General features: G+C 62.0%; 18 protein-coding genes. 4 read left to right on the top strand and 14 right to left on the bottom strand.

Going from position 1 to position 19,270, the window contains the following annotated elements:
• Positions 1–97: 97 nt before the first annotated feature.
• The 3 genes from J2858_RS20645 (at position 98) to J2858_RS20655 (ending at position 4,117) form a co-directional block, all read left to right on the top strand.
• Complete coding sequence (locus J2858_RS20645) at positions 98–1,381, top strand: NAD(P)/FAD-dependent oxidoreductase (RefSeq protein WP_210106754.1); 1,284 nt, start codon at positions 98–100, stop codon at positions 1,379–1,381.
• A 69-nt stretch (positions 1,382–1,450) separates the two neighbouring features.
• Positions 1,451–2,992, top strand: coding sequence for an L-piperidine-6-carboxylate dehydrogenase (gene amaB / locus J2858_RS20650; protein WP_210106755.1), 1,542 nt, complete (start codon positions 1,451–1,453; stop codon positions 2,990–2,992).
• A gap of 111 nt (positions 2,993–3,103) precedes the next feature.
• Complete coding sequence (locus J2858_RS20655) at positions 3,104–4,117, top strand: P1 family peptidase (RefSeq protein ID WP_210106756.1); 1,014 nt, start codon at positions 3,104–3,106, stop codon at positions 4,115–4,117.
• Here J2858_RS20655 and J2858_RS20660 read toward each other — a convergent pair.
• On the bottom strand, positions 4,102–5,469 hold the full coding sequence (locus J2858_RS20660; protein ID WP_210106757.1) for an APC family permease: 1,368 nt from the start codon (positions 5,467–5,469) through the stop codon (positions 4,102–4,104). The genes J2858_RS20655 and J2858_RS20660 overlap by 16 nt on opposite strands.
• Before the next feature lie 188 nt (positions 5,470–5,657).
• On the opposite strand from J2858_RS20660, the gene J2858_RS20665 reads away from it, so the two are divergent.
• Positions 5,658–7,376: a catalase gene (locus J2858_RS20665; RefSeq protein ID WP_281067754.1), complete on the top strand. Its 1,719-nt coding sequence runs from the start codon at positions 5,658–5,660 to the stop codon at positions 7,374–7,376.
• 49 nt (positions 7,377–7,425) lie between these two features.
• On the opposite strand, the gene arsK is transcribed toward J2858_RS20665, so the two are convergent.
• The 13 genes from arsK to J2858_RS20730 all read right to left on the bottom strand — a co-directional run bounded on the left by arsK (position 7,426) and on the right by J2858_RS20730 (position 19,258).
• Complete coding sequence (arsK, locus tag J2858_RS20670) at positions 7,426–8,634, bottom strand: arsenite efflux MFS transporter ArsK (protein WP_210106758.1); 1,209 nt, start codon at positions 8,632–8,634, stop codon at positions 7,426–7,428.
• The gene (arsH, locus tag J2858_RS20675; RefSeq protein ID WP_281067755.1) at positions 8,631–9,350 is read right to left on the bottom strand and encodes an arsenical resistance protein ArsH; all 720 of its coding nucleotides are present in this window, start codon (positions 9,348–9,350) and stop codon (positions 8,631–8,633) included. The genes arsK and arsH overlap by 4 nt, the downstream gene beginning before the upstream one ends.
• Positions 9,343–9,765, bottom strand: a complete 423-nt coding sequence (gene arsC, locus J2858_RS20680; RefSeq protein WP_210106759.1) for an arsenate reductase (glutaredoxin) — start codon at positions 9,763–9,765, stop codon at positions 9,343–9,345. The genes arsH and arsC overlap by 8 nt, the downstream gene beginning before the upstream one ends.
• Before the next feature lie 6 nt (positions 9,766–9,771).
• Positions 9,772–10,827: an ACR3 family arsenite efflux transporter gene (arsB, locus tag J2858_RS20685; protein WP_210106760.1), complete on the bottom strand. Its 1,056-nt coding sequence runs from the start codon at positions 10,825–10,827 to the stop codon at positions 9,772–9,774.
• A 79-nt stretch (positions 10,828–10,906) separates the two neighbouring features.
• Entirely contained in the window at positions 10,907–11,266 is a 360-nt protein-coding gene (locus tag J2858_RS20690) for an ArsR/SmtB family transcription factor (protein ID WP_210106761.1), read from the bottom strand.
• A 121-nt stretch (positions 11,267–11,387) separates the two neighbouring features.
• On the bottom strand, positions 11,388–11,903 hold the full coding sequence (locus tag J2858_RS20695; RefSeq protein WP_210106762.1) for a ferritin-like domain-containing protein: 516 nt from the start codon (positions 11,901–11,903) through the stop codon (positions 11,388–11,390).
• Between the two features lie 60 nt (positions 11,904–11,963).
• Complete coding sequence (locus J2858_RS20700) at positions 11,964–13,349, bottom strand: FGGY-family carbohydrate kinase (protein WP_210106763.1); 1,386 nt, start codon at positions 13,347–13,349, stop codon at positions 11,964–11,966.
• The gene (gene rhaM, locus J2858_RS20705; protein WP_210106764.1) at positions 13,346–13,666 is read right to left on the bottom strand and encodes an L-rhamnose mutarotase; all 321 of its coding nucleotides are present in this window, start codon (positions 13,664–13,666) and stop codon (positions 13,346–13,348) included. Before rhaM ends, J2858_RS20700 begins: the two co-directional genes overlap by 4 nt.
• The gene (locus J2858_RS20710; protein WP_210106765.1) at positions 13,663–14,676 is read right to left on the bottom strand and encodes an ABC transporter permease; all 1,014 of its coding nucleotides are present in this window, start codon (positions 14,674–14,676) and stop codon (positions 13,663–13,665) included. The genes rhaM and J2858_RS20710 overlap by 4 nt, the downstream gene beginning before the upstream one ends.
• On the bottom strand, positions 14,673–15,662 hold the full coding sequence (locus J2858_RS20715) for an ABC transporter permease (RefSeq protein WP_210106766.1): 990 nt from the start codon (positions 15,660–15,662) through the stop codon (positions 14,673–14,675). Before J2858_RS20715 ends, J2858_RS20710 begins: the two co-directional genes overlap by 4 nt.
• Before the next feature lie 10 nt (positions 15,663–15,672).
• Positions 15,673–17,187, bottom strand: a complete 1,515-nt coding sequence (locus tag J2858_RS20720) for a sugar ABC transporter ATP-binding protein (RefSeq protein ID WP_245366891.1) — start codon at positions 17,185–17,187, stop codon at positions 15,673–15,675.
• 199 nt (positions 17,188–17,386) lie between these two features.
• The gene (gene rhaS, locus J2858_RS20725) at positions 17,387–18,391 is read right to left on the bottom strand and encodes a rhamnose ABC transporter substrate-binding protein (RefSeq protein WP_210106767.1); all 1,005 of its coding nucleotides are present in this window, start codon (positions 18,389–18,391) and stop codon (positions 17,387–17,389) included.
• Positions 18,392–18,445: 54 nt separating this feature from the next.
• A complete protein-coding gene (locus tag J2858_RS20730) occupies positions 18,446–19,258 on the bottom strand; it encodes a DeoR/GlpR family DNA-binding transcription regulator (RefSeq protein ID WP_210106768.1) in 813 nt (270 codons plus the stop codon).
• Positions 19,259–19,270 lie beyond the last annotated feature (12 nt).

Consider the following 19,270-nt stretch of genomic DNA (forward strand, 5'->3'; position numbering starts at 1 on the left):
GTTGAGAAGAATTCGATATTCACCGGGATGGCCGGCCTGTAAAGATGCCATCGGCGGCGTTCCGGGCCCCTCCGGCCGCCTTATCCGGACATGTCCCATGCTCAATGATCCCCGCTCCCATGGCCTTTGGGAAAAGACCGCACCCGCCGCACCGCAAACCCGCAGCCTGAAGGGACCGGTGAGCGCCGACGTGGTGATTATCGGCGGCGGCTATACCGGCCTGTCGGCAGCCCTTCATCTTTCCGAAGCGGGGCGCCAGGTGGTTCTTCTGGAGGCAACAGACATCGGTTTCGGCGGCGCCGGGCGCAATGTCGGGCTCATCAATGCCGGCATGTGGGTGATGCCCGATGATCTTCCGGGCGTGCTTGGCGAAACGCATGGCGAGCGCCTGCTTGATCTGCTCGGCAACGGCCCGCAGGCCGTGATGGCACTGATCGACCGTCATGGCATTGAGTGCGAGCTGACCCGCACCGGGACCCTGCATTGCGCCGTAGGCGACGACGGTTTGAAGGAAATCGAGGATCGAGGCCGCCAGTGGCAGAAGCGCGGCGCACCGGTCAGCGTGCTCGATGCGGCCGAAACCGAGCGGCGGATTGGCACCCGCGCCTATCGCGGCGCGCTTCTCGACATGCGCGCCGGCACGCTGCAGCCGCTTGCCTATGCGCGCGGACTTGCCCATGCCGCCGTCAAGGCTGGCGCGGTACTCCACACAGCAAGTCCAGCCATCGGCTGGCGTCAGGCGCAGGGGCGCCACACCATCGAGACGCCGGAAGGCTCCGTGACGGCCGATTGGCTGATCGTCGCAACCGATGCCTATTCCACCGGCCCGTTTGCGGCCGTGCGCACCGAACAGGTCCGTCTTCCCTATTTCAATTTCGCCACCGTGCCGCTGTCGGACAATCTGCGCCGCTCGATCCTGCCGGAGCGGGAGGGATGCTGGGATACCAAGGAAATCCTCTCCTCCTTCCGCATGGACGCCCGCGGACGGCTGGTCTTCGGCTCGGTCGGCGCGCTTCGCGGGACAGGTGTCGCCGTTCACCGCAACTGGGCAAAGCGGGCGCTGCGCCGGCTGTTTCCACAACTGGGTGACGTCGCTTTCGAGGCCGAATGGTATGGCCAGATCGGCATGACCGACAATGCGCTTCCCCGCTTCCACACATTTGCCAAACGCGTCATCGGATTTTCCGGTTATAATGGGCGCGGAATTTCACCCGGCACCGTCTTCGGTCAGGTGCTGTCGCGCCATGTGCTGGGCGAGATGGGTGAAGAGGATCTTCCCCTGCCTGTCACCGTGGCGAAGGACCCGGCCTTTCGCACGCTGAAGGAAGCCTATTACGAAGCGGGCGCGCAGCTTGCCCATTTTACCGGTGACCGGTTCTAAAGCCCGACGGCTTGACCCGCCCCGACGAACATCGCAGATGACACCGACAGACAGACGAGAAGGACAAAGATGACCCTCGCCACGCTCAACCTCAACGCCGAAACCGCTGCCATTCTTGCAAAGCTTGGTGTTGCTGCTTCCGCCTATACGGGCGGCACGCTTGTCGTGCGCTCGCCGATCACAGGCACGGAAATCGGGCGCCTGCCGGAAATCTCCGCAGCCGATACGACGACCGCCATCGATGCCGCGCATCAGGCCTTTCTTGAATGGCGTCAGGTGCCGGCGCCCAAGCGCGGCGAACTGATCCGGCTGCTCGGCGAAGAACTGCGCGCGGCCAAGGTGGATCTTGGTCGCCTCGTTTCCATCGAGGTCGGCAAGATCACCTCGGAAGGCCTCGGCGAAGTGCAGGAGATGATCGACATCTGCGATTTCGCCGTCGGCCTGTCGCGCCAGCTCTATGGGTTGACCATCGCAACGGAGCGCTCCGAGCATCGGATGATGGAAACCTGGCATCCGCTGGGCGTCACCGGCATCATTTCGGCTTTCAACTTCCCCGTTGCCGTCTGGTCGTGGAATGCGGCGCTGGCGCTGGTCTGCGGCAATTCCACGGTCTGGAAGCCGTCCGAAAAGACGCCGCTGACGGCGCTTGCCACACAGGCGATCTTTGAAAAGGCGCTTGCCCGCTTCATCGCCGAAGGTGGCAAGGCACCGGCCAATCTTTCAACGCTGTTGATCGGCGGGCGCGAGATCGGCGAAGTGCTGGTCGACCATCCGAAAGTGCCGCTCGTTTCAGCCACCGGCTCCACGGCGATGGGCCGCGCCGTCGGCCCGCGCCTTGCCAAGCGCTTTGCCCGCGCCATCCTGGAACTCGGCGGCAACAATGCTGCCATCGTCACGCCGACGGCCGATCTCGATCTCACGTTGCGCGGCGTTGCCTTTTCCGCCATGGGCACGGCCGGCCAGCGCTGCACCTCGCTTCGCCGCCTCTTCGTCCATGAAAGCGTCTACGACAACCTCGTGCCGCGCCTGCAAAAAGCCTATCAGTCCGTCACCATCGGCAACCCGATGGTGGATGGCAATCTCGTCGGCCCGCTGATCGACAAGGCAGCGTTTGACAAGATGCAGGCGGCTCTGGAAGCCGCAAAGGCCGAGGGCGGCAGCGTGACCGGCGGTGAGCGCGTCTCTGCCGAAGACGCCGCCGACGCCTATTACGTACGCCCCGCCATCGTCGAAATGCCGTCGCAATGCGGCCCGGTGATCGAGGAAACCTTCGCGCCGATCCTCTACGTCGTCAAATATTCCGATTTCGACGCAGTGCTTGCGCTCCACAACGACGTGCCGCAGGGCCTCTCTTCCTCGATCTTCACTAATGACATGCGCGAGGCCGAAACCTTCATTTCCGCCCGTGGCTCCGATTGCGGCATTGCCAATGTCAACATCGGCCCATCGGGCGCTGAAATCGGCGGGGCCTTCGGCGGCGAAAAGGAGACCGGCGGCGGCCGCGAATCGGGTTCCGATTCGTGGAAGGCCTATATGCGCCGGGCCACCAACACGCTGAACTATGGCCGCACGCTGCCGCTCGCGCAGGGTGTGAAGTTCGACATCGCCTGACACGGGATCAACAGGGGGCAGCGATGAAGCCGCTGCCCCTTGCACGACAGGGGCAGCGCAACGCGCTAGTCTGCGGACCGAATCGCCGCTGACGTCAAAAGGTCCCCGCCCATGCCCGCTCCCCTTAATCTCCTCACCGATATCGATGGCTTGAGCGTTGGCCATGCCACGGATCTCGCCCTCGGATCCGGGGTCACGGTGGTGGTTTTCGATGAACCGGCCACCGCTTCCGGCATCGTGCTCGGCGGAGCGCCGGGCGGACGCGATACCGCACTGCTTGACCCCTATCTTACGGTGGAAAAGGTCGATGCGCTGGTGCTGTCGGGCGGATCGGCCTTCGGGCTCGATGCGGCCGGCGGCGTACAGGCGGGGCTGCGTGAGATCGGACGTGGGCTTCAGGTCGGCACCACCCGGGTCCCGATCGTGCCGCAGGCCATCCTCATGGATCTCCTGAACGGCGGCAACAAGGACTGGGGTCTTCATTCTCCCTATCGCGATATGGGTTACGAGGCATTTGCGGCGACCGCAAAGGGTCCCTTCGCGCTCGGAACCGTCGGCGCCGGCACTGGCGCCACCACGGCAACCTTCAAGGGCGGGCTCGGATCGGCAAGCGCGGTGACGCTGAGCGGACACCGGATTGCAGCGCTGGTGGCCGTAAACGCCCTTGGCTCGGCGACCGTGGGAGAGGGCCGGCACTTCTGGGCAGCCCCTTTTGAAGAGGGACAGGAATTCGGTGGTCTCGGCCTTCCCGCCACATTCACGCCGAGCGATCGATCGATGCGTTTGAAAGGCGTGAACCTTAAGGCAACGACCATCGGCCTTGTGGTGACCGATGCCATCCTCACCAAGGCGCAGGCGCATCGCCTGTCGATCATGGCGCATGACGGGCTTGCCCGGGCGATCCTTCCCGCACACCTGCCGGCCGACGGCGATACGGTCTTTGCAGCCGCGACCGGCAAACGCGCCCTCGAAGACCCGCTCGACTTCATGGAGCTTTGCCACCTGGCAACACTCACCTTTGCCCGCGCCATCGCACGCGGCGTATTCGAGGCAACGGCGCTGCCGGTTGAAAAGTCGCAGAAAGCCTGGCGCGACGGCCGGGCCTCAGATCAGACAGCTGGTTGAGCCTGACGTTTCATCACGGCAACCGTCACGAACCACAGCACGACGCCCAGCGCGATCAGCAGGCCGGCAATGGTGTATTGCACCGGATCGCGCCCCGTCCAGGGCCCGGCCAGAAAGGCGCAACTGGCAGCCCCCAGCACCGGCACGATGGTTGGCGTGCGAAAATGTTTGTGTTCCACCTTGTCCTTGCGCAGCACGAGGACCGCAATGTTGACGATGGTGAAGACGCAGAGCAGCAACAGCGCCGTGGTGCCGCCGAGCGCCGGCACGCCGCCGGCAAAGGTGATGAGGAGGGCTGCAATCAGCGTGGTGAAGAGGATGGCGACGAACGGCGTCTGTCGCGTCTCGTGCACCTTGCCCAAGACCGGCGGCAGCACGTTTTCGCGCGACATGCCGTAGATGAGGCGGCTTGCCATCATCATGTTGATGAGGGCGGAATTTGCCACGGCAAACATGGTGATGAGACCGAAGATGCCGACCGGAAAGTCCGGAGCACCGGCGGCGACCACTTTCAGAAGCGGCGTTTCACCCTCGCCAAGTTCTGCGGCAGGCACCAGCGTGATGGCCGAAATGGAGACGAGGACATAGATGATGCCCGTCAGCACAAGCCCACCCAGCAGGACTTTCGGAAAGATCCGGCTCGGCTCCTTGCATTCTTCCGCCATGTTGACGCTGTCCTCGAAGCCGACCATGGCAAAGAAGGCAAGCGTCGTTGCCGCAACAACCGACCAGATCGCGCCATGATCTCCGGCCGGCTGAAAGGTCCAGGCGCGCGAGACATCGCCCTGCCCGCCCGCAATCGCCCAGAAGCCGATCCCGATGATGAGGAGCAGGCCGGACAGTTCGATGACGGTCAGCACCACGTTGACCTTGACGCTTTCGCCGACGCCTCGAAAATTGACGATGCCGACCAGCGCCATGAAGGCAAGCGCCACGCCGGTGACGCCAAAGGCGCCGGCATCGAAGCCCGTGGAGGCGGTAAAATTGGCGGCAAAGGCGCGTGACGCCGTGGCCGCCGAGGTGACGCCGGAGGACATGACGGCAAAGGCCACCAGAAACGTGATGAAATGGATGCCGAAGGCCTTGTGCGTATAAAGCGCAGCACCCGCCGCACGGGGATATTTCGTCACCAGTTCCAGATAGCTGAAGGCCGTCATGAGCGCGACCAGGAAAGCGACGAGGAAAGGCAGCCAGACGACGCCCCCCACTTCCGCAGCCACCTGCCCCGTCAGCGCATAGATGCCGGTGCCCAGAATGTCGCCGACAATGAACAGCAGCAGCAGCCCCGGCCCCATCACCCGTTTCAGCTCCGGCTGGCTGCCGAGCTGCTCAGTCCCCCGATTGTCCTGCATGATCCCCTCCTGATGCACCGCATTGGCAACGTACGTGTCGTGACACGCCGTGCTGACGGATATGGATCACGAACAGTGAGGAACAAGTCGAGGCCTTGAAGGTTCGACATCAATGGCGTGCTGCCCTTCGGGGCGGCGGAGCGCGCATGTCTTACCGAACCATGTCTTATCAAACAGGAGGGACGACCATGGATGACAGACCGAGCGGCACGATGCCGAAGGGCACCGATGACAAGGTTCTGACCAACCGGCAAGGCCATCCGATCACCAACAACCAGTCGCAGCGCACCGTTGGCGCGCGCGGCCCGGCAACGCTTGAAAACTACCAGTTTCTCGAAAAGATCAGCCATTTCGACCGGGAGCGCATTCCCGAGCGCGTCGTGCATGCGCGCGGCTTCGTCTGTTACGGCGAACTGGAAGTGACCGGCAAGATCGGCGACGAGCCCGCGTCCAGATATACGCGCGCAAAACTGTTCCAGACGGCAGGCAAGAAGACGCCGCTCGCCATTCGCTTCTCCACCGTCATCGGTGGGCGCGATTCCTCCGAGACGGCGCGCGACCCGCGTGGCTTTGCCGTCAAGTTCTATACCGAAGACGGCAACTGGGATCTGGTCGGCAACAATCTGGCGGTCTTCTTCATCCGGGATGCGATCAAGTTTCCCGATGTCATCCATTCGCTGAAGCCGGATCCGGTGACGTTTCGCCAGGAACCGAACCGCATCTTCGACTTCATGAGCCAGACGCCGGAAAGCATGCATATGCTGACGCATCTGTTTTCGCCGCGCGGCATTCCGGCAAGCTATCGGCACATGGAAGGCTTTGGCGTCAACACCTACAAGATGGTGAATGACCAAGGTGAGACGGTGCTGGTGAAATACCATTTTCACCCGCGCGCCGGTCTGGCCTGCCTCACGGCGGAAGAAGCTGCCAAGGTGCAGGGCCAGGATTTCGGCTCGGCCTCGAAGGATCTCTTCACCGCGATCGAGCGGGGCGAATATCCGCAATGGGACATGTTCGTGCAGATCATGGAGGATCACGATCATCCCGAACTCAGCTGGGACCCGCTCGACGACACCAAGATCTGGCCGGAACACCAGTTCCCCCTGCGCCATGTCGGCACGATGACTCTGAACCGCAATGTCGAGGATTTCTTCAACGAGAATGAGCAGATCGCCATGGGTACCGGCGTGCTGGTGGATGGGCTGGATTTTTCCGACGACAAGATGCTGGTCGGGCGTACCTTCTCCTATTCCGACACCCAGCGTTACCGCGTCGGCAGCAATTACCTGCAATTGCCGGTCAACCAGCCGAAGAACGCCAAGGTCTCGACCAACCTCTCCGGCGGCCAGATGAGCTTTCAGCGCGATCTGGCGCCGGGGCAGAACCCGCATGTGAACTATGAGCCGTCCATCCATGACGGGCTGACGGAAAGCGCCCGCGCGGAGCCGAACAATCCGCCGGAAATCCGCGGCCGCCTGACCCGCGAAGTGCTGGAACGCCGCAATGACTATGAACAGGCGCGTGGCCGTTTCTGCACCATGATGGACTGGGAACGCGACGACCTGATCTTCAACATGGGGGACCTTCTGTCGCAATGTCAGCGCGACGTGCAGGAGCGCATGGTCTGGCACTTTTTCATGGTGCATGACGATTATGGCCGGCGCGTTGGCGAAAAGCTCGGCATTTCGGTGAGCGACATCGCCCATCTCGGCCCCCTGCCGAAACAGGTGCTGACGGACGAGGAGACACGGCGCCTGCAAAATCTTGGCCGCAACGGCGACGTGATCGATCCGGCCGTCTGGGGCCAGTGGACGAGTTCGGTAAAGAACCACAAGGCAACAGCCGAAGAGGTTCTGATGGGCAAGCTTCCCAAGGCCGGCATGATGCAGAGCGAAGCGGCCGAATAACCGCTCATTTCACGCAACACGATCCGGGAGATCCGTCTCCCGGATTGTCTTATTCCGTCGCCTCTGCCCGGCGGCCCAGCCGCGCCAGCGCCAGAAAGATAACCAGCCCGACAAGCGAAAGCCCGGTCAGCGACCAGAGAACGCTTGCCGCGCCGGCTCTTTCCAGAACGAAGGCAAGGCCGAACGGGGCAACCGACGATACGGCAAGCCGTACCAGCGTCATCTGCCCCTGTCGGGCACCGTAGCCTTCGCTGCCGAAGAGCGTCAGCGGCAAGGTTCCGAAGACGATACTGGCCAGACCCGAACCGAAGCCGAATAGGACGGCAAACACCATCGCACCCGGCACGAACGGATGGGTGAGCGTCAGGATCAGAATGGCAAGCGGCGGAAAGACCGCCATCAATACCGCCAGATGCAGCGCATCGAGATTCTTGCCGAAGATCATGTTGGTGAAGCGGCTCAAAACCTGCGCCGGCCCGAAGACTGTGGCAACCAGGACGGCTGTGCCTCCGAGCCCCAGCGCTGTCAACACCGGCACCATGTGGAAGAGGAGCGCCGCATTGCCGAAGGACACCACGCCCATGCCGGCCAGCATCAGGCGGAAGCCGCGTTCCCGAACGGCTTCGGGAAGAAGACCCGGGACGGGTTCACCGCGATTGCGGGTCGACGCGTCAACGGCACCGCGGGCACCCTTGCCCTGCAGCCCGAGCCAGGCATGCAGTGGCAGGCAGATGAGGAGATTGAGCCCCGCAAAGGCAAGATAGACCTCGCGCCAGTCGAGATGCGCGTGGAGCGCCGATGTGAAGGGCCAGAACAAAGTGGAGGCAAAACCTGCAATCAGCGTCAGATAGGTAATGCTCCGCGATGCCTCCCGCGGCCGGATTTCCACCAGAAGGGCAAAGGCTGCCCCGTATTGGACGAGATTGGAAGACACTTCCATCAGCACAATGCCGGCGACGAACATCGGCAGGCTTGACGACAGAGCACACAGAAGCAGTGACATGACTGCCATCAGCGAGCCGGTTGCCATCACCCGGCCCGTGCCGAAGCGGTCCATCAGGCGCCCGGCATAGGGCGCAACAAGGCCCGAGAGAAAGAGCGAGGCCGACAGAAGGCCAAAGAGCCAGTCGACCGTCCAGCCGAAATCCCGCGCCATGGCCGGCGCCAGAATGCTGAAACTGTAATAAAGTGTGCCATAGCCGATGATCTGCGTCACCCCTAGGGCGACAATGGCGGCAATCGGCAGGCGCTCACTCATATCGAACTCAGTTTCACCCGTTGTTCCAGCTTTTGCGCATCCTCTTTCCGCTCGCTGTAGCGATCGGTCAAGTGGCCCGAGACATCGCGGGTGAGAAGGGTGAATTTCACCAGTTCCTCGCAGACATCCACCACCCGGTCATAATAGGCGGATGGTTTCATGCGGCCGTGTTCATCGAATTCCTGAAAGGCCTTGGCAACCGACGACTGGTTCGGGATGGTGAGCATCCGCATCCAGCGCCCGAGAATGCGCATCTGGTTCAGCGCATTGAAGGATTGCGAGCCGCCGGACACCTGCGCCAGCGCCAGCGTCTTTCCCTGCGTCGGGCGGATCGAGCCGATGGACAAGGGGATCCAGTCGATCTGCGCCTTCATGATGCCGGTCATGGCGCCGTGGCGCTCGGGGCTCACCCACAGCTGGCCTTCCGACCATTCGACCAGACCGCGCAGTTCGGCCACCTTCGGATGACTGACCGGCTCGGCATCGGGAAGCGGAAGCCCGGCCGGATCGAACAGGCGCACCTCGCAGCCGAAATGCGTCAGCAACCGGCCCGCTTCCTCGGACAATAGCCGGCTATAGGAAATGGTTCTGAGCGATCCGTATAGAATGAGGATGCGTGGCTTGTGGGTGGAGAAGGTCGGCCGCAGTGCAGCGGGGTCCGGCATGCGCAAATGATTTTCCACCACCGCCGGCAGGGAGGAAGAGAACTCAGCCAAGACGTTTGCCCTCCGCGTCCAGAACCTGCTCTCCGTCCTCCTTGGCAAACGGACCCTTGTGGGTATCGGGCAGTATATCGAGCACCCGTTCGGACGGGCGCGACAGCCGCGTGCCAAGCGGTGTGATCACGAATGGCCGGTTGATGAGGATCGGATGCGTGAGCATCGCATCCAGCAACTGATCGTCGCTGAGCGCCGGGTCATCAAGGCCCAGCTCCCTATAGGGCGTGTCCTTTTCTCGGATCGCCTCGCGCACCGAAAGCCCGGCAGCGGCGATCATTTTCTGAAGGTCGGCACGCGAAGGCGGTGTCTTCAGGTAGTCGATGATGATGGGTTCGATGCCGGCATTGCGGATCATGGCGAGCGTGTTGCGTGAGGTTCCGCAGGCGGGATTGTGGTAGATGATGACATCCATGGCGTTTCACGTCCTTTCGACAGAGGTTGACCGCACGGACGCGCCGCGCTCGTACCAGGGCTTGCTGGCATTGACGATCCAGACGACCGACAGCATGACCGGCACCTCGATCAACACGCCGACCACGGTTGCCAGGGCGGCACCGGACTGGAAGCCGAAGAGGCTGATGGCAGCAGCCACCGCCAGCTCGAAGAAGTTGGAGGCACCGATGAGGGCCGAGGGGCCGGCCACGCAATGGGCTTCACCGCTGATCCGATTGAGCAGGTAGGCAAGGCCGGAATTGGCATAGACCTGGATAAGGATGGGGACGGCCAAAAGCGCGATCACCATGGGCTGCGCGATGATCTGTTCGCCCTGGAAGCCAAATAGCAGCACAAGCGTCGTCAGAAGTGCGACAAGCGACAGCGGCTGCATGACCTTCAGCAGAGCGTCGAGCGCAACCGTTGAGCCGGAGGCCAGAAGCCGGCCCCGGATAAGCTGGGCGGCGATCACCGGCAGGACAATATAAAGCATGACCGAGAGGATCAGCGTATCCCATGGCACGGTGATGGCTGACAGGCCGAGCAAAAGACCAACAATCGGAGCAAAGGCGATGACCATGATTGCGTCGTTGAGCGCCACCTGCGACAGGGTGAAATGCGGCTCGCCTTTGGTCAGGTTAGACCAGACAAAGACCATCGCCGTGCAGGGCGCCGCTGCCAGAATGATGAGGCCAGCAATATAGCTGTCGATCTGGGCGGACGGCAGCAACGGGCGAAACAGCCAGCCGATGAACAGCCAGCCAAGCAGCGCCATGGAAAATGGCTTGACCGCCCAGTTGATGAAAAGCGTCACGCCAATTCCGCGCCAGTAACGGCCGACATGCCCCAAAGTGGCAAAGTCAATCCGGATCAGCATCGGGATGATCATCAGCCAGATCAGTACCGCCACCGGCAGGTTGACCTTGGCGACTTCCAAGACGGCAATCGCATGAAAGACGCTGGGCATGAGAGCGCCGAGCGCCACACCGGCAAGGATGCAGAGAAAGACCCAGAGGGTGAGATAGCGTTCGAATGTCGACATGATCAGAAGGTCCTGCCCTTGGTGCGGCGAGCTGCGCAGGTGCGGCGGCGACCTGCCAGTGGATCGTGCTGCAGGATGGTCATGGCTTGTTTTCCTCGGCGGCCGTGGCGCAACAGATGTCGATGGTATGTGTGACAGGCGCGCAGATCTCCGGACGTCCACCACAGCAATCCTCCATCAGAAAGCGGATGAGGCCGGTCAGTTGTTCGTAGGCGGCAGAGTAGACGATGGAACGCGAATCGCGCTCTGCCGCGACAAGCCCTGCCCGCTCCAGTTCCTTCAAGTGAAACGAGACATTGGAGGCCGAAACGCCAACGGCCTCGGCAATTGCACCGGCGGCCATGCCCGCGGGCCCGGCGACCACCAGCATGCGGATGATCTTCAACCGCGTTTCCTGCGAGAGCGCACCAAACAGAACGACTGCCTGCTTTCCATTCATAATTCAATAATCCTATAAGTATTGAATTATCTTGTACACGTCTGCGCGACCTGAGGCAAGAGGCAGCAAAAAGCCCGCGACAGGACATCGCGGGCTTCGGTCATTGATCAGCGAAGCGGCATCAGATCTTGGCGGGTGCGCCGGCTTCCTTCAGGGAGGCAAACTTCATCGTCAGGCTGCGCAGGTTGTGGTCCAGCCAATCGGCCATGGCCACTTCCTCGTCCAGATTGGCCTTGAGACCGGCCGTTGCCGCCGGAAAATTGCCGAGTTCGGCAATGGTCAGCAGCGATTTGTAGGCAGCGATCTCGTAATTTTCGAAGGCGAAGTTGGCGAGCGAATTCTTGACGATCTCGTCACCGGCCATGCTGTGGCTGATGGCCGCCATGGAGCCTCCCATGGACAGCGCCATGTCCTTCAGCGCCGAATTGCTTTCGGAAAGGCCGGACAGGATCGCCTCGAGCCGCTGGATCTGCCCCTCGGTTTCGCGGATATGGGCTTCCAGCCGGGTGGCGACTTCCGGATAGTTCTCGATGCGGGAAACCTGCGGCTTCATGATCGAAAGAGCCTGGTTTTCCATGGCGTGGGCGTTTTTAAGGCCCGTCACGAAAATCGTGCGTGTTTCGTCGGCTACGGCCATTATGATCTCCTGGTTGATGCCGGCCTAACCGGCAAAGCCAGGGATTGTTCCAGCCCGCCGTCAGGCGAGGAAGGAGCGCCATTGCGCGCGATACGCGGCAAGCCCCTCGGCAGACAGAGGAACGACCGCCCGTCCGGTTTCAGACGGCAGTGCCGAGCCGCAGAGCAGGGCTGCACCATGGGTGGTGCCGGTGGACCCGGCAAGGGCCAGCACGCTGCGGCCAAGAAGACCTGCAAGCGCTGCCAGATAGGCCTCATTTGCGGCAAACGGCCCCTCCACCAACACGGGACCGTCCGCCCCCAGCAGGTCCAGGCAGGCTTCGGTCATCAGTGCTAGATACAGCGAAGCAGCTGCCCAGCGGTCATGACGGCAAGGGCCCCCACCACCCTTCTCCTCGATCCAGCGCATGCGCCGGCCGGGAAACGGCCCGGATCCTTCTGCCACATTGGGAAGCAGCATCAGCCCCGAGGCGATGACGGCAGGAAGGGCTTGAAGGACACCCTCCTGCGAATCGAGAGGGCCAAGGGCGCTGGCGAGCATCTCGTATTCCCGCCCCCCCATGAAGCGTGCGGAAGGAACCGCGCGGCCATAGGCATCGACATTGGCCAGCGTATCGCGGGCCGGATCAAGATGATTGAGATCGCCGCCGACGGCGAAACTGACCACCCAGGTGCCGGTGGAGACGACCGAAAACGGCGGCTCGCGGCCGACGAGATGGGCGAGAAGCGAAGCGTTGGAATCGTGCAGGCCGCAAAAGACCGGCACCGGAGACGGCAGGCCAAGTTCGGCTGCAAGCTGCGGCAGAAGATCCCCCAGACGATCGAAGGCGGAACGCACTCGCGCCATCTGCTGACGGATGCCGAGCGCATCGACCAGGCCGGACCATCCGCCGTCCCGGGGGCACCATAGGTCGGTATGGCAGCCAAGCGAGGTGACTTCATTGGCCGCAATGCCCGTCAGCCGGAACGCCCAGTATTGCGGATAGGTCATGATCTGCGCGACACGGGCAAATTCATCCGCAAAGACGGTCTTCTGGTAGTGCAGTTGCGCTCCAAGGTTCAGCCCGCCGGGAAGCGCCGGTGAAAATGTCTCTATAAAAGGCGGACGTAGCGCCGCATAGGTTTCCTCAATCGCCGGCGGGTAGCGATGCTCGTAATCCAGTACCGGCAGCGCAAGTTCGCCTGATACATCGACAAGTGCTGCAGACGCGCCGTGGGTGGTGATCGAAATGGCATCGAAGCCCACGCTGCCGGCCAGCTCCTGCAAAGCCTTGCGAAAGAAGCGCCAGAGCGCCTCGATATCGTAATGTGGATAAGGCGGCGCGTCGATGACGTGGTTGCGGACACGGCGCACATCGAGCTCCTGCCCGCTCGCACAATCGAGAATGGCGACCTTGGCATTGGTCTTGCCGACATCGAGAACCGCAACGCGCGTGTAATCGGTCATGGCAGGTGAAACACCGTGACGAGATCGGTGGCAACAGGGGAATTGTCCGGATGGGTGTCCATGATATCGGCCATGTGCGCCCACCAGCGCTTCATGACGGGATGGTCCGGCAGGCTTGCCATCGTGTGGTCGGCGGGACGGGTGAGAATGCCGAAGAGGATGTTGGTCTCACGGTCGAGATGGATCGAATAGTCGCTGACACCGGAGGCATGCAGGAGATCCACCAGTTCCGGCCAGATCTCGTCATGGCGCCTGCGGTATTCGGCTTCCATGCCCGGCGACAGCTTCATCTTGAAGGCGTGTTTTTCAAGGCTCATGCGCGTCTTGCCTGTCTGATGCGGCGCGCCAGGATCGGCAGCGCAATGGTGACGATGAGGAGAAGGCCGACGAAGATCGACATCACGATGCCGGGGACGTTGAGGAGCCCGAGGCCGAAGGTGACGAGCCCCATGACGAAGGCCGCGATAACGACGCCGAGAATGCTGCCCGAACCGCCCAGAATGGACACGCCGCCGAGCACGACCATGGTGACCACTTCCAGTTCCCAGCCCTGCGCGATCGAAGGTCGCGTCGAGCCGAGCCGCGAGGTGAGGCAGACGGCTGCGATACCGCTCATCAGACCCGTCAGCAGGAAGAGGATGAATTTTACCCGCTCCACCGGCACACCGGAAAAGCGCGCAGCAAATTCATTATTGCCGATCACCATGACCTGCCGGCCGAAATTGGTCCAGTGCAGCAACACGGCAAACAGCGCGGCGCAGAGGAGAAACAGACCGAACTCGAAGGAAAACACCCAGACGAGGTAACCCTGGCCGAAATAGGCAAAGCTGTCCGGATAGCCGCCATAGGCCTTGTCCCCCAGCGCGATGTAGGAAATGCCGCGGAACAGGCTCATCGTGCCGATGGTGACGACGATGGAGGGCAGCTTCAGCGCCGAGACGAGAAAACCGTTGACGGTACCGCAGGCAAGGCCGGTGCCGATACCGATTGCCACAAGGCCCGGCGTTCCGACACCCGCCTGTGCAGCCGCCCCCATGGCCGTGGAGGCAAGCGCGATGATGGCGGCAACCGACAGATCGATTTCGCCGGCGATGATGAGCAGCGCCATGGCAAAGGCGACGAGCGCCTTTTCGGTGAAGTTGAACGTCGCGTCCGAGAGGTTCCAGGCATCCAGGAAATAGGGAGAGGCCAGCGAATTGGCGATGAAGATCAGCACCGCCACGCCGAACAACAACACTTCCCAGCTGGCAAGAGTGCGGGACAAGGGGGTGCCGAGCCGATCCGGAATGGTGCGGCGGGCGGGGACCGGCGTATCGCGCTTGTTCATGCCGTCACCTCTGTCGTGTTACGGTTGCGAAGGATGATACGGCCTTTTCGAGCTTCGGCGCGGGCGTTGAACACGACGGCGAGCACAATCACCACACCGGAAATCGCCATCTGGGCAAAGGGCGAAATGCCGATGACGGGAAGCGCATTCTTGATGACGCCGAGAAACAGCGCGCCGAGGACCGCACCGGCCACCGAGCCAATGCCGCCAGCAATGGAAATCCCGCCGATGACGCAGGCGGCTACGCTATCCAGCTCGAAACCGTTGGCGATATCGACATAGGCGACAGCGTAGCGCGAGACCCAGAGATAGCTGCAAAGACCGGCCATGGCGCCAGACAGAACGAATGCGAAGAAACGCGTCGCGCCGATATCGATGCCGGCATAGACCGCCGCAACGGGATTTCCACCAGACGCAAAGGCGGCACGGCCAAACGGCGTGCGGGTGAGCACGAACCAGAAGACAAGCACTACCAGAACCGCCACCCAGGACAGGACCGGCAAGCCCAGAAGCACGGTGCGCGGCACATTGAGGAAGGTCGGCGTCATCTGGTGGGCGTTGACCCAGCTGCCGCCCGAGAGCACGAAGGCCATGCCGCGATAGATGGTGAGCGTGCCGAGTGTCACGACGATCGGCGGGATCTGCAGGATCCAGACGAGAAAGCCATTGATGGCGCCCAGACATGCGCCGATCCCGAGCGCCATGACGATCAGCGCCACAAGCGGCAGATCGGGAAAGGCGGCATTGGTCATGGCAACCGCCATGCCGGTAAAGGCGAGATTGGCAGCCACCGAGAGATCGATGGATTTGGTGAGGATCACCGTCATCTGTGCGAGCGCCAGGATGATCAGGATCGACGTGTCGTTAAAGATATTGGCCAGGTTGGTCGGCTCGGCAAAGCCCGGTGCGCGGGTGGCAAAGCCTGCAACCATCAGCACAATAATGCCGGTCAGCAGGATTTCGCGGTTTTTCAGAAGTCGTGTCATCGCGGATCCTTCACGCATTGCCGGTTGCGGCACGCACCAGCACTTCGGCTGAGGCCTCGGCGCGCTCAAAAATTCCAGCCTGCAGGCCCTCGCGCATCACCATGACCCGATCCGACATGCCGAGAATTTCAGGCAGTTCGGACGAGACCATGATGATGGAAAGGCCCTGGGAGGCGAGTTCGGAAATGAAGCCATGCACGGCAGCCTTCGAGCCGATGTCGATGCCCTTGGTCGGTTCGTCGAGAATGATGACCTTCGGCTGCGTGGCGAGCCACTTTCCGATGACGACCTTCTGCTGGTTGCCGCCCGACAGCGTGCCGACCGGAACCGAGAGGGCCGCGGCGCGCAGATCCAGCCGCTCCGCATACTGGCGTGCCAGCTTCAACTCGTTCGCGGCATTGAGAAGGCCTGAGCGCGAGGTTCTGGCAAGCGAGGGCAGCGACATGTTCTGGAAAATCGGCATGGGCAGCGCCAATCCATGGCGACCCCGCTCTTCCGGCACATAGACGATGCCAGCTGCAATTGCCTCTGCAGAAGAGCGGATCTCAATACGGTTTCCCTCAAGCGTCAGGCGGCCGGATGACGGCCTGGTGATGCCGAACAGCGACTGGCAGAGTTCCGAACGCCCGGCACCGATCAGGCCGTAGACCCCCAGAATCTCGCCGCGCTTCAGATCGAAGGAAATGTCGTTGAATTCCGTCGGGTGGCAGTAATTCTCGACCGACAGCACCGTCTGGCCGATCTCGACCTTGATTTTGGGAAACACGTCATAGACGTCGCGGCCAACCATCAGCCGGACGATATCGGCCTGCGGCGTCCCCTTCAGCCGCCCCTGGCCGACAGCCTTGCCATCGCGGAACACGGCAAAGTTCTCGGCAATTTCATAGACTTCATCGAACTTGTGGCTGATGAACAGGATCGCCTTGCCCTGGCGCTTCAGGCCTTCCACGATGCGGAAGAGATCGTCGATTTCCTTGCGCGAAAGGGCGGCCGTCGGCTCGTCCATGATGACGATGCGGGCCTCGACGGAAAGTGCGCGGGCAATGGCCACCAGATGGCGCTGGGCAATCGAGAGATCCTTCAGCCGGATCGTCGGATCGATCTCGCTCTCCAGCTGCCGCAGCAGTTCGCGCGAACGGGCATGGATGGTGCGCCAGTCGATGGTGCCGAAACGGCCGCGCGGGGCATGGCCGAGAAAGATGTTTTCACCCACCGTCAACTCGTCAAACAGTACAGTTTCCTGGTGGATGGCGGTGACGCCGGCATCGATGGCAGCCTGGGCGCTTGCAAACTGCACCGGCTGACCGTCGAGCAAGATCTCGCCTTCATTCGGCCGGTAGATACCCGTGAGGATCTTGACGAGTGTCGACTTTCCCGCGCCGTTTTCGCCGATCAGCGCCGTCACCTCGCCCGGATAAAGCGCGATGGACACCTGATCGAGCGCTTTCACGCCGGGAAAGATCTGGCTGATGCCGCGCATTTCCAAGAGCGGCTTCTGCGCCCCACGGCTTTCGATAACAGTCATCGGTGCGACAGCATTCATTGTTGTTTTCACCATTGGAGCCCCTCATCCGCCTGCCGGCACCTTCTCCCCGCATACGGGGAGAAGGAGATATGCCGCGCCCTCAAAACCCAACGCGATGTTTCGTGCGGCAGGTTCCCTCTCCCCGTGCAAACGGGGAGAGGGTCAGAGTGAGGGGCAAAGCGTCAAGCGTGAGGGATGATCAGAAGATCTTCGAGAACTGGTCGATGTTCTTGGCGTCGTAGACAAAGGGATCGGCCATGGCCGCTTCGCCATTGTCGCCGATCTTGATCGAGCCCATGCGGCCAGCCTTCACCTCGGTGCCGGGCTTGCCGGTCGCGTCACCCTTCACCAGGTGATAGGCGATCTGGGTTGCCGAATAGCCAAGGTCGATCGGGTTCCAGATGGCAAATTCCTTGGTGGCACCGGACTTGATGGCGCCGGCCATTTCGGAGGGGAGACCGAGGCCGGTGACATAGACCTGGCCGATCTTGCCGGCATCCTTCACCGCCTGCGAGGCGGCGAGCACGCCGACCGTGGTCGGAGCGACGATCACCTTGACGTTGGGCTGCGAGGTGAGCAGTCCCTGTGCTTCACGGTAGCTCTTGTCGGCAAGGTCGTCACCGTAGACGGTGGTTGCGAGGTTGAGGCCTGGGAAATCCTTCAGCTGCTTCTTCATCTCGCCGATCCAGATATTCTGGTTGGTCGAGGTGGTGGTGGCGGACAGGATGGCGAAATCGCCCTTGCCGCCGGGCAGATGGTTCTTGGCGAGCGTCAGGCACATCTTGCCGATCAGCTCGTTTGACGACGGGTTGAGATGCATGATGCGGCCGGCAGGCGCCACGCCCGAATCCCAGGAAATGACCTTGATGCCGCGCTGGGCCGCCTTCTTGAGCGCCGGGACGACCGCATCCGGATCGTTGGCGGAGATGGCGATGGCATCGACGCCCTGCGCGATCAGCGAGTTGATGACTTCGATCTGGCCTTCGGCCGTCGTCGTCGTCGGGCCGGTATAGATGATCTTGACGCCACCCAGTTCCTTGGCAGCTTCTTCGGCGCCCTTGTTGGCGGCTTCAAAGAAGCCGTTGCCGAGCGACTTGACCACCAGCGCGATCTTGATGTCGGCAGCAGAGGCAAAGCCCGCCATGGAAACGGAGGCTGCCAGCGCAAGGGCTGCCGCACCCAGATGTCTTCTCGATAATTTCATGTCCATTCCTCCCAAAAAAGACCGTTCTCTCCCCGTCTTCGGCCGGTCGTCTCCTCACGCGACCGAAGACGTATCCTCTCTGCCCGCGGATGCCACGGGCTTTACCGTGATCAGCTTCACGCCGGCACTTTCCACCATCGCAACCGCCTCATCGGTCACGCCGTCATCGGTAATGATGGTTGAAACATTTTCGAGCGGGCAGAGAATCATGCTGGAGCGCCGGGCAAACTTGCCCGAATCGACCAGCAGGATCAGTTCATCCGCCTGGCGCATCAGCCGCTGCTCGCTCTGGATGACGAGCGCATCCGGCTCCATCACGCCCAGCGCCGAAATGCCTTGCGCACCGACGAACATGCGGCGCGCATAAAAATTGCGGATCGCGTCGTTTTCGAACGGCGACAGGATCAGGCTCTGGTCGCGATAGATCGCGCCGCCCGGCACCGTCACAGTGCATTTCGACTGCTTGACCAGATGTTCGGCAATGGCGAAGGAATTGGTCATCACCTGCAGACGGCGGGCCGACATGAAATGCACCATCTGGAACGTGGTGGTGCCGCCGTTGATGATGATCGAATCGCCTTCCTCGCAAAGCTCGACCGCTGCGCGCGCAATTGCGCGCTTCTTATCGATATTGACCGATTCCGATACCCGGAACGGACGTGCCGCCAGATTGCCCAGTTGCGGGGGATGCATGGCTTCCGCCCCGCCCCGCACCCGGCGCAGCTTTCCCTGCACATGAAGAGCCGCAATATCACGCCGGATCGTCGCCTCGGAAGCCTCCGTCAACTCGGCAATATCCTGCACCGTGATCACAGGCTTTTCCTGGATCGCGCTCAAGATGATGCGATGGCGTTCACGTTCGTGCATGGGTTCCTCCTT

This window comes from Neorhizobium galegae (assembly GCF_017877135.1).
GTDB classification, from domain to species: domain Bacteria; phylum Pseudomonadota; class Alphaproteobacteria; order Rhizobiales; family Rhizobiaceae; genus Neorhizobium; species Neorhizobium galegae_A.

Bases quoted from the DNA above. Each gene is read 5' to 3' on its own strand.
- J2858_RS20645 (WP_210106754.1), top strand. From the start codon at position 98: ATGCTCAATGATCCCCGCTCCCATGGCCTTTGGGAAAAGACCGCACCC.
- amaB (WP_210106755.1), top strand. From the start codon at position 1,451: ATGACCCTCGCCACGCTCAACCTCAACGCCGAAACCGCTGCCATTCTT.
- J2858_RS20655 (WP_210106756.1), top strand. From the start codon at position 3,104: ATGCCCGCTCCCCTTAATCTCCTCACCGATATCGATGGCTTGAGCGTT.
- J2858_RS20660 (WP_210106757.1), bottom strand. From the start codon at position 5,469: ATGCAGGACAATCGGGGGACTGAGCAGCTCGGCAGCCAGCCGGAGCTG.
- J2858_RS20665 (WP_281067754.1), top strand. From the start codon at position 5,658: ATGGATGACAGACCGAGCGGCACGATGCCGAAGGGCACCGATGACAAG.
- arsK (WP_210106758.1), bottom strand. From the start codon at position 8,634: ATGAGTGAGCGCCTGCCGATTGCCGCCATTGTCGCCCTAGGGGTGACG.
- arsC (WP_210106759.1), bottom strand. From the start codon at position 9,765: ATGGATGTCATCATCTACCACAATCCCGCCTGCGGAACCTCACGCAAC.
- arsB (WP_210106760.1), bottom strand. From the start codon at position 10,827: ATGTCGACATTCGAACGCTATCTCACCCTCTGGGTCTTTCTCTGCATC.
- J2858_RS20690 (WP_210106761.1), bottom strand. From the start codon at position 11,266: ATGAATGGAAAGCAGGCAGTCGTTCTGTTTGGTGCGCTCTCGCAGGAA.
- J2858_RS20695 (WP_210106762.1), bottom strand. From the start codon at position 11,903: ATGGCCGTAGCCGACGAAACACGCACGATTTTCGTGACGGGCCTTAAA.
- J2858_RS20700 (WP_210106763.1), bottom strand. From the start codon at position 13,349: ATGACCGATTACACGCGCGTTGCGGTTCTCGATGTCGGCAAGACCAAT.
- rhaM (WP_210106764.1), bottom strand. From the start codon at position 13,666: ATGAGCCTTGAAAAACACGCCTTCAAGATGAAGCTGTCGCCGGGCATG.
- J2858_RS20710 (WP_210106765.1), bottom strand. From the start codon at position 14,676: ATGAACAAGCGCGATACGCCGGTCCCCGCCCGCCGCACCATTCCGGAT.
- J2858_RS20715 (WP_210106766.1), bottom strand. From the start codon at position 15,662: ATGACACGACTTCTGAAAAACCGCGAAATCCTGCTGACCGGCATTATT.
- J2858_RS20720 (WP_245366891.1), bottom strand. From the start codon at position 17,187: ATGACTGTTATCGAAAGCCGTGGGGCGCAGAAGCCGCTCTTGGAAATG.
- rhaS (WP_210106767.1), bottom strand. From the start codon at position 18,391: ATGAAATTATCGAGAAGACATCTGGGTGCGGCAGCCCTTGCGCTGGCA.
- J2858_RS20730 (WP_210106768.1), bottom strand. From the start codon at position 19,258: ATGCACGAACGTGAACGCCATCGCATCATCTTGAGCGCGATCCAGGAA.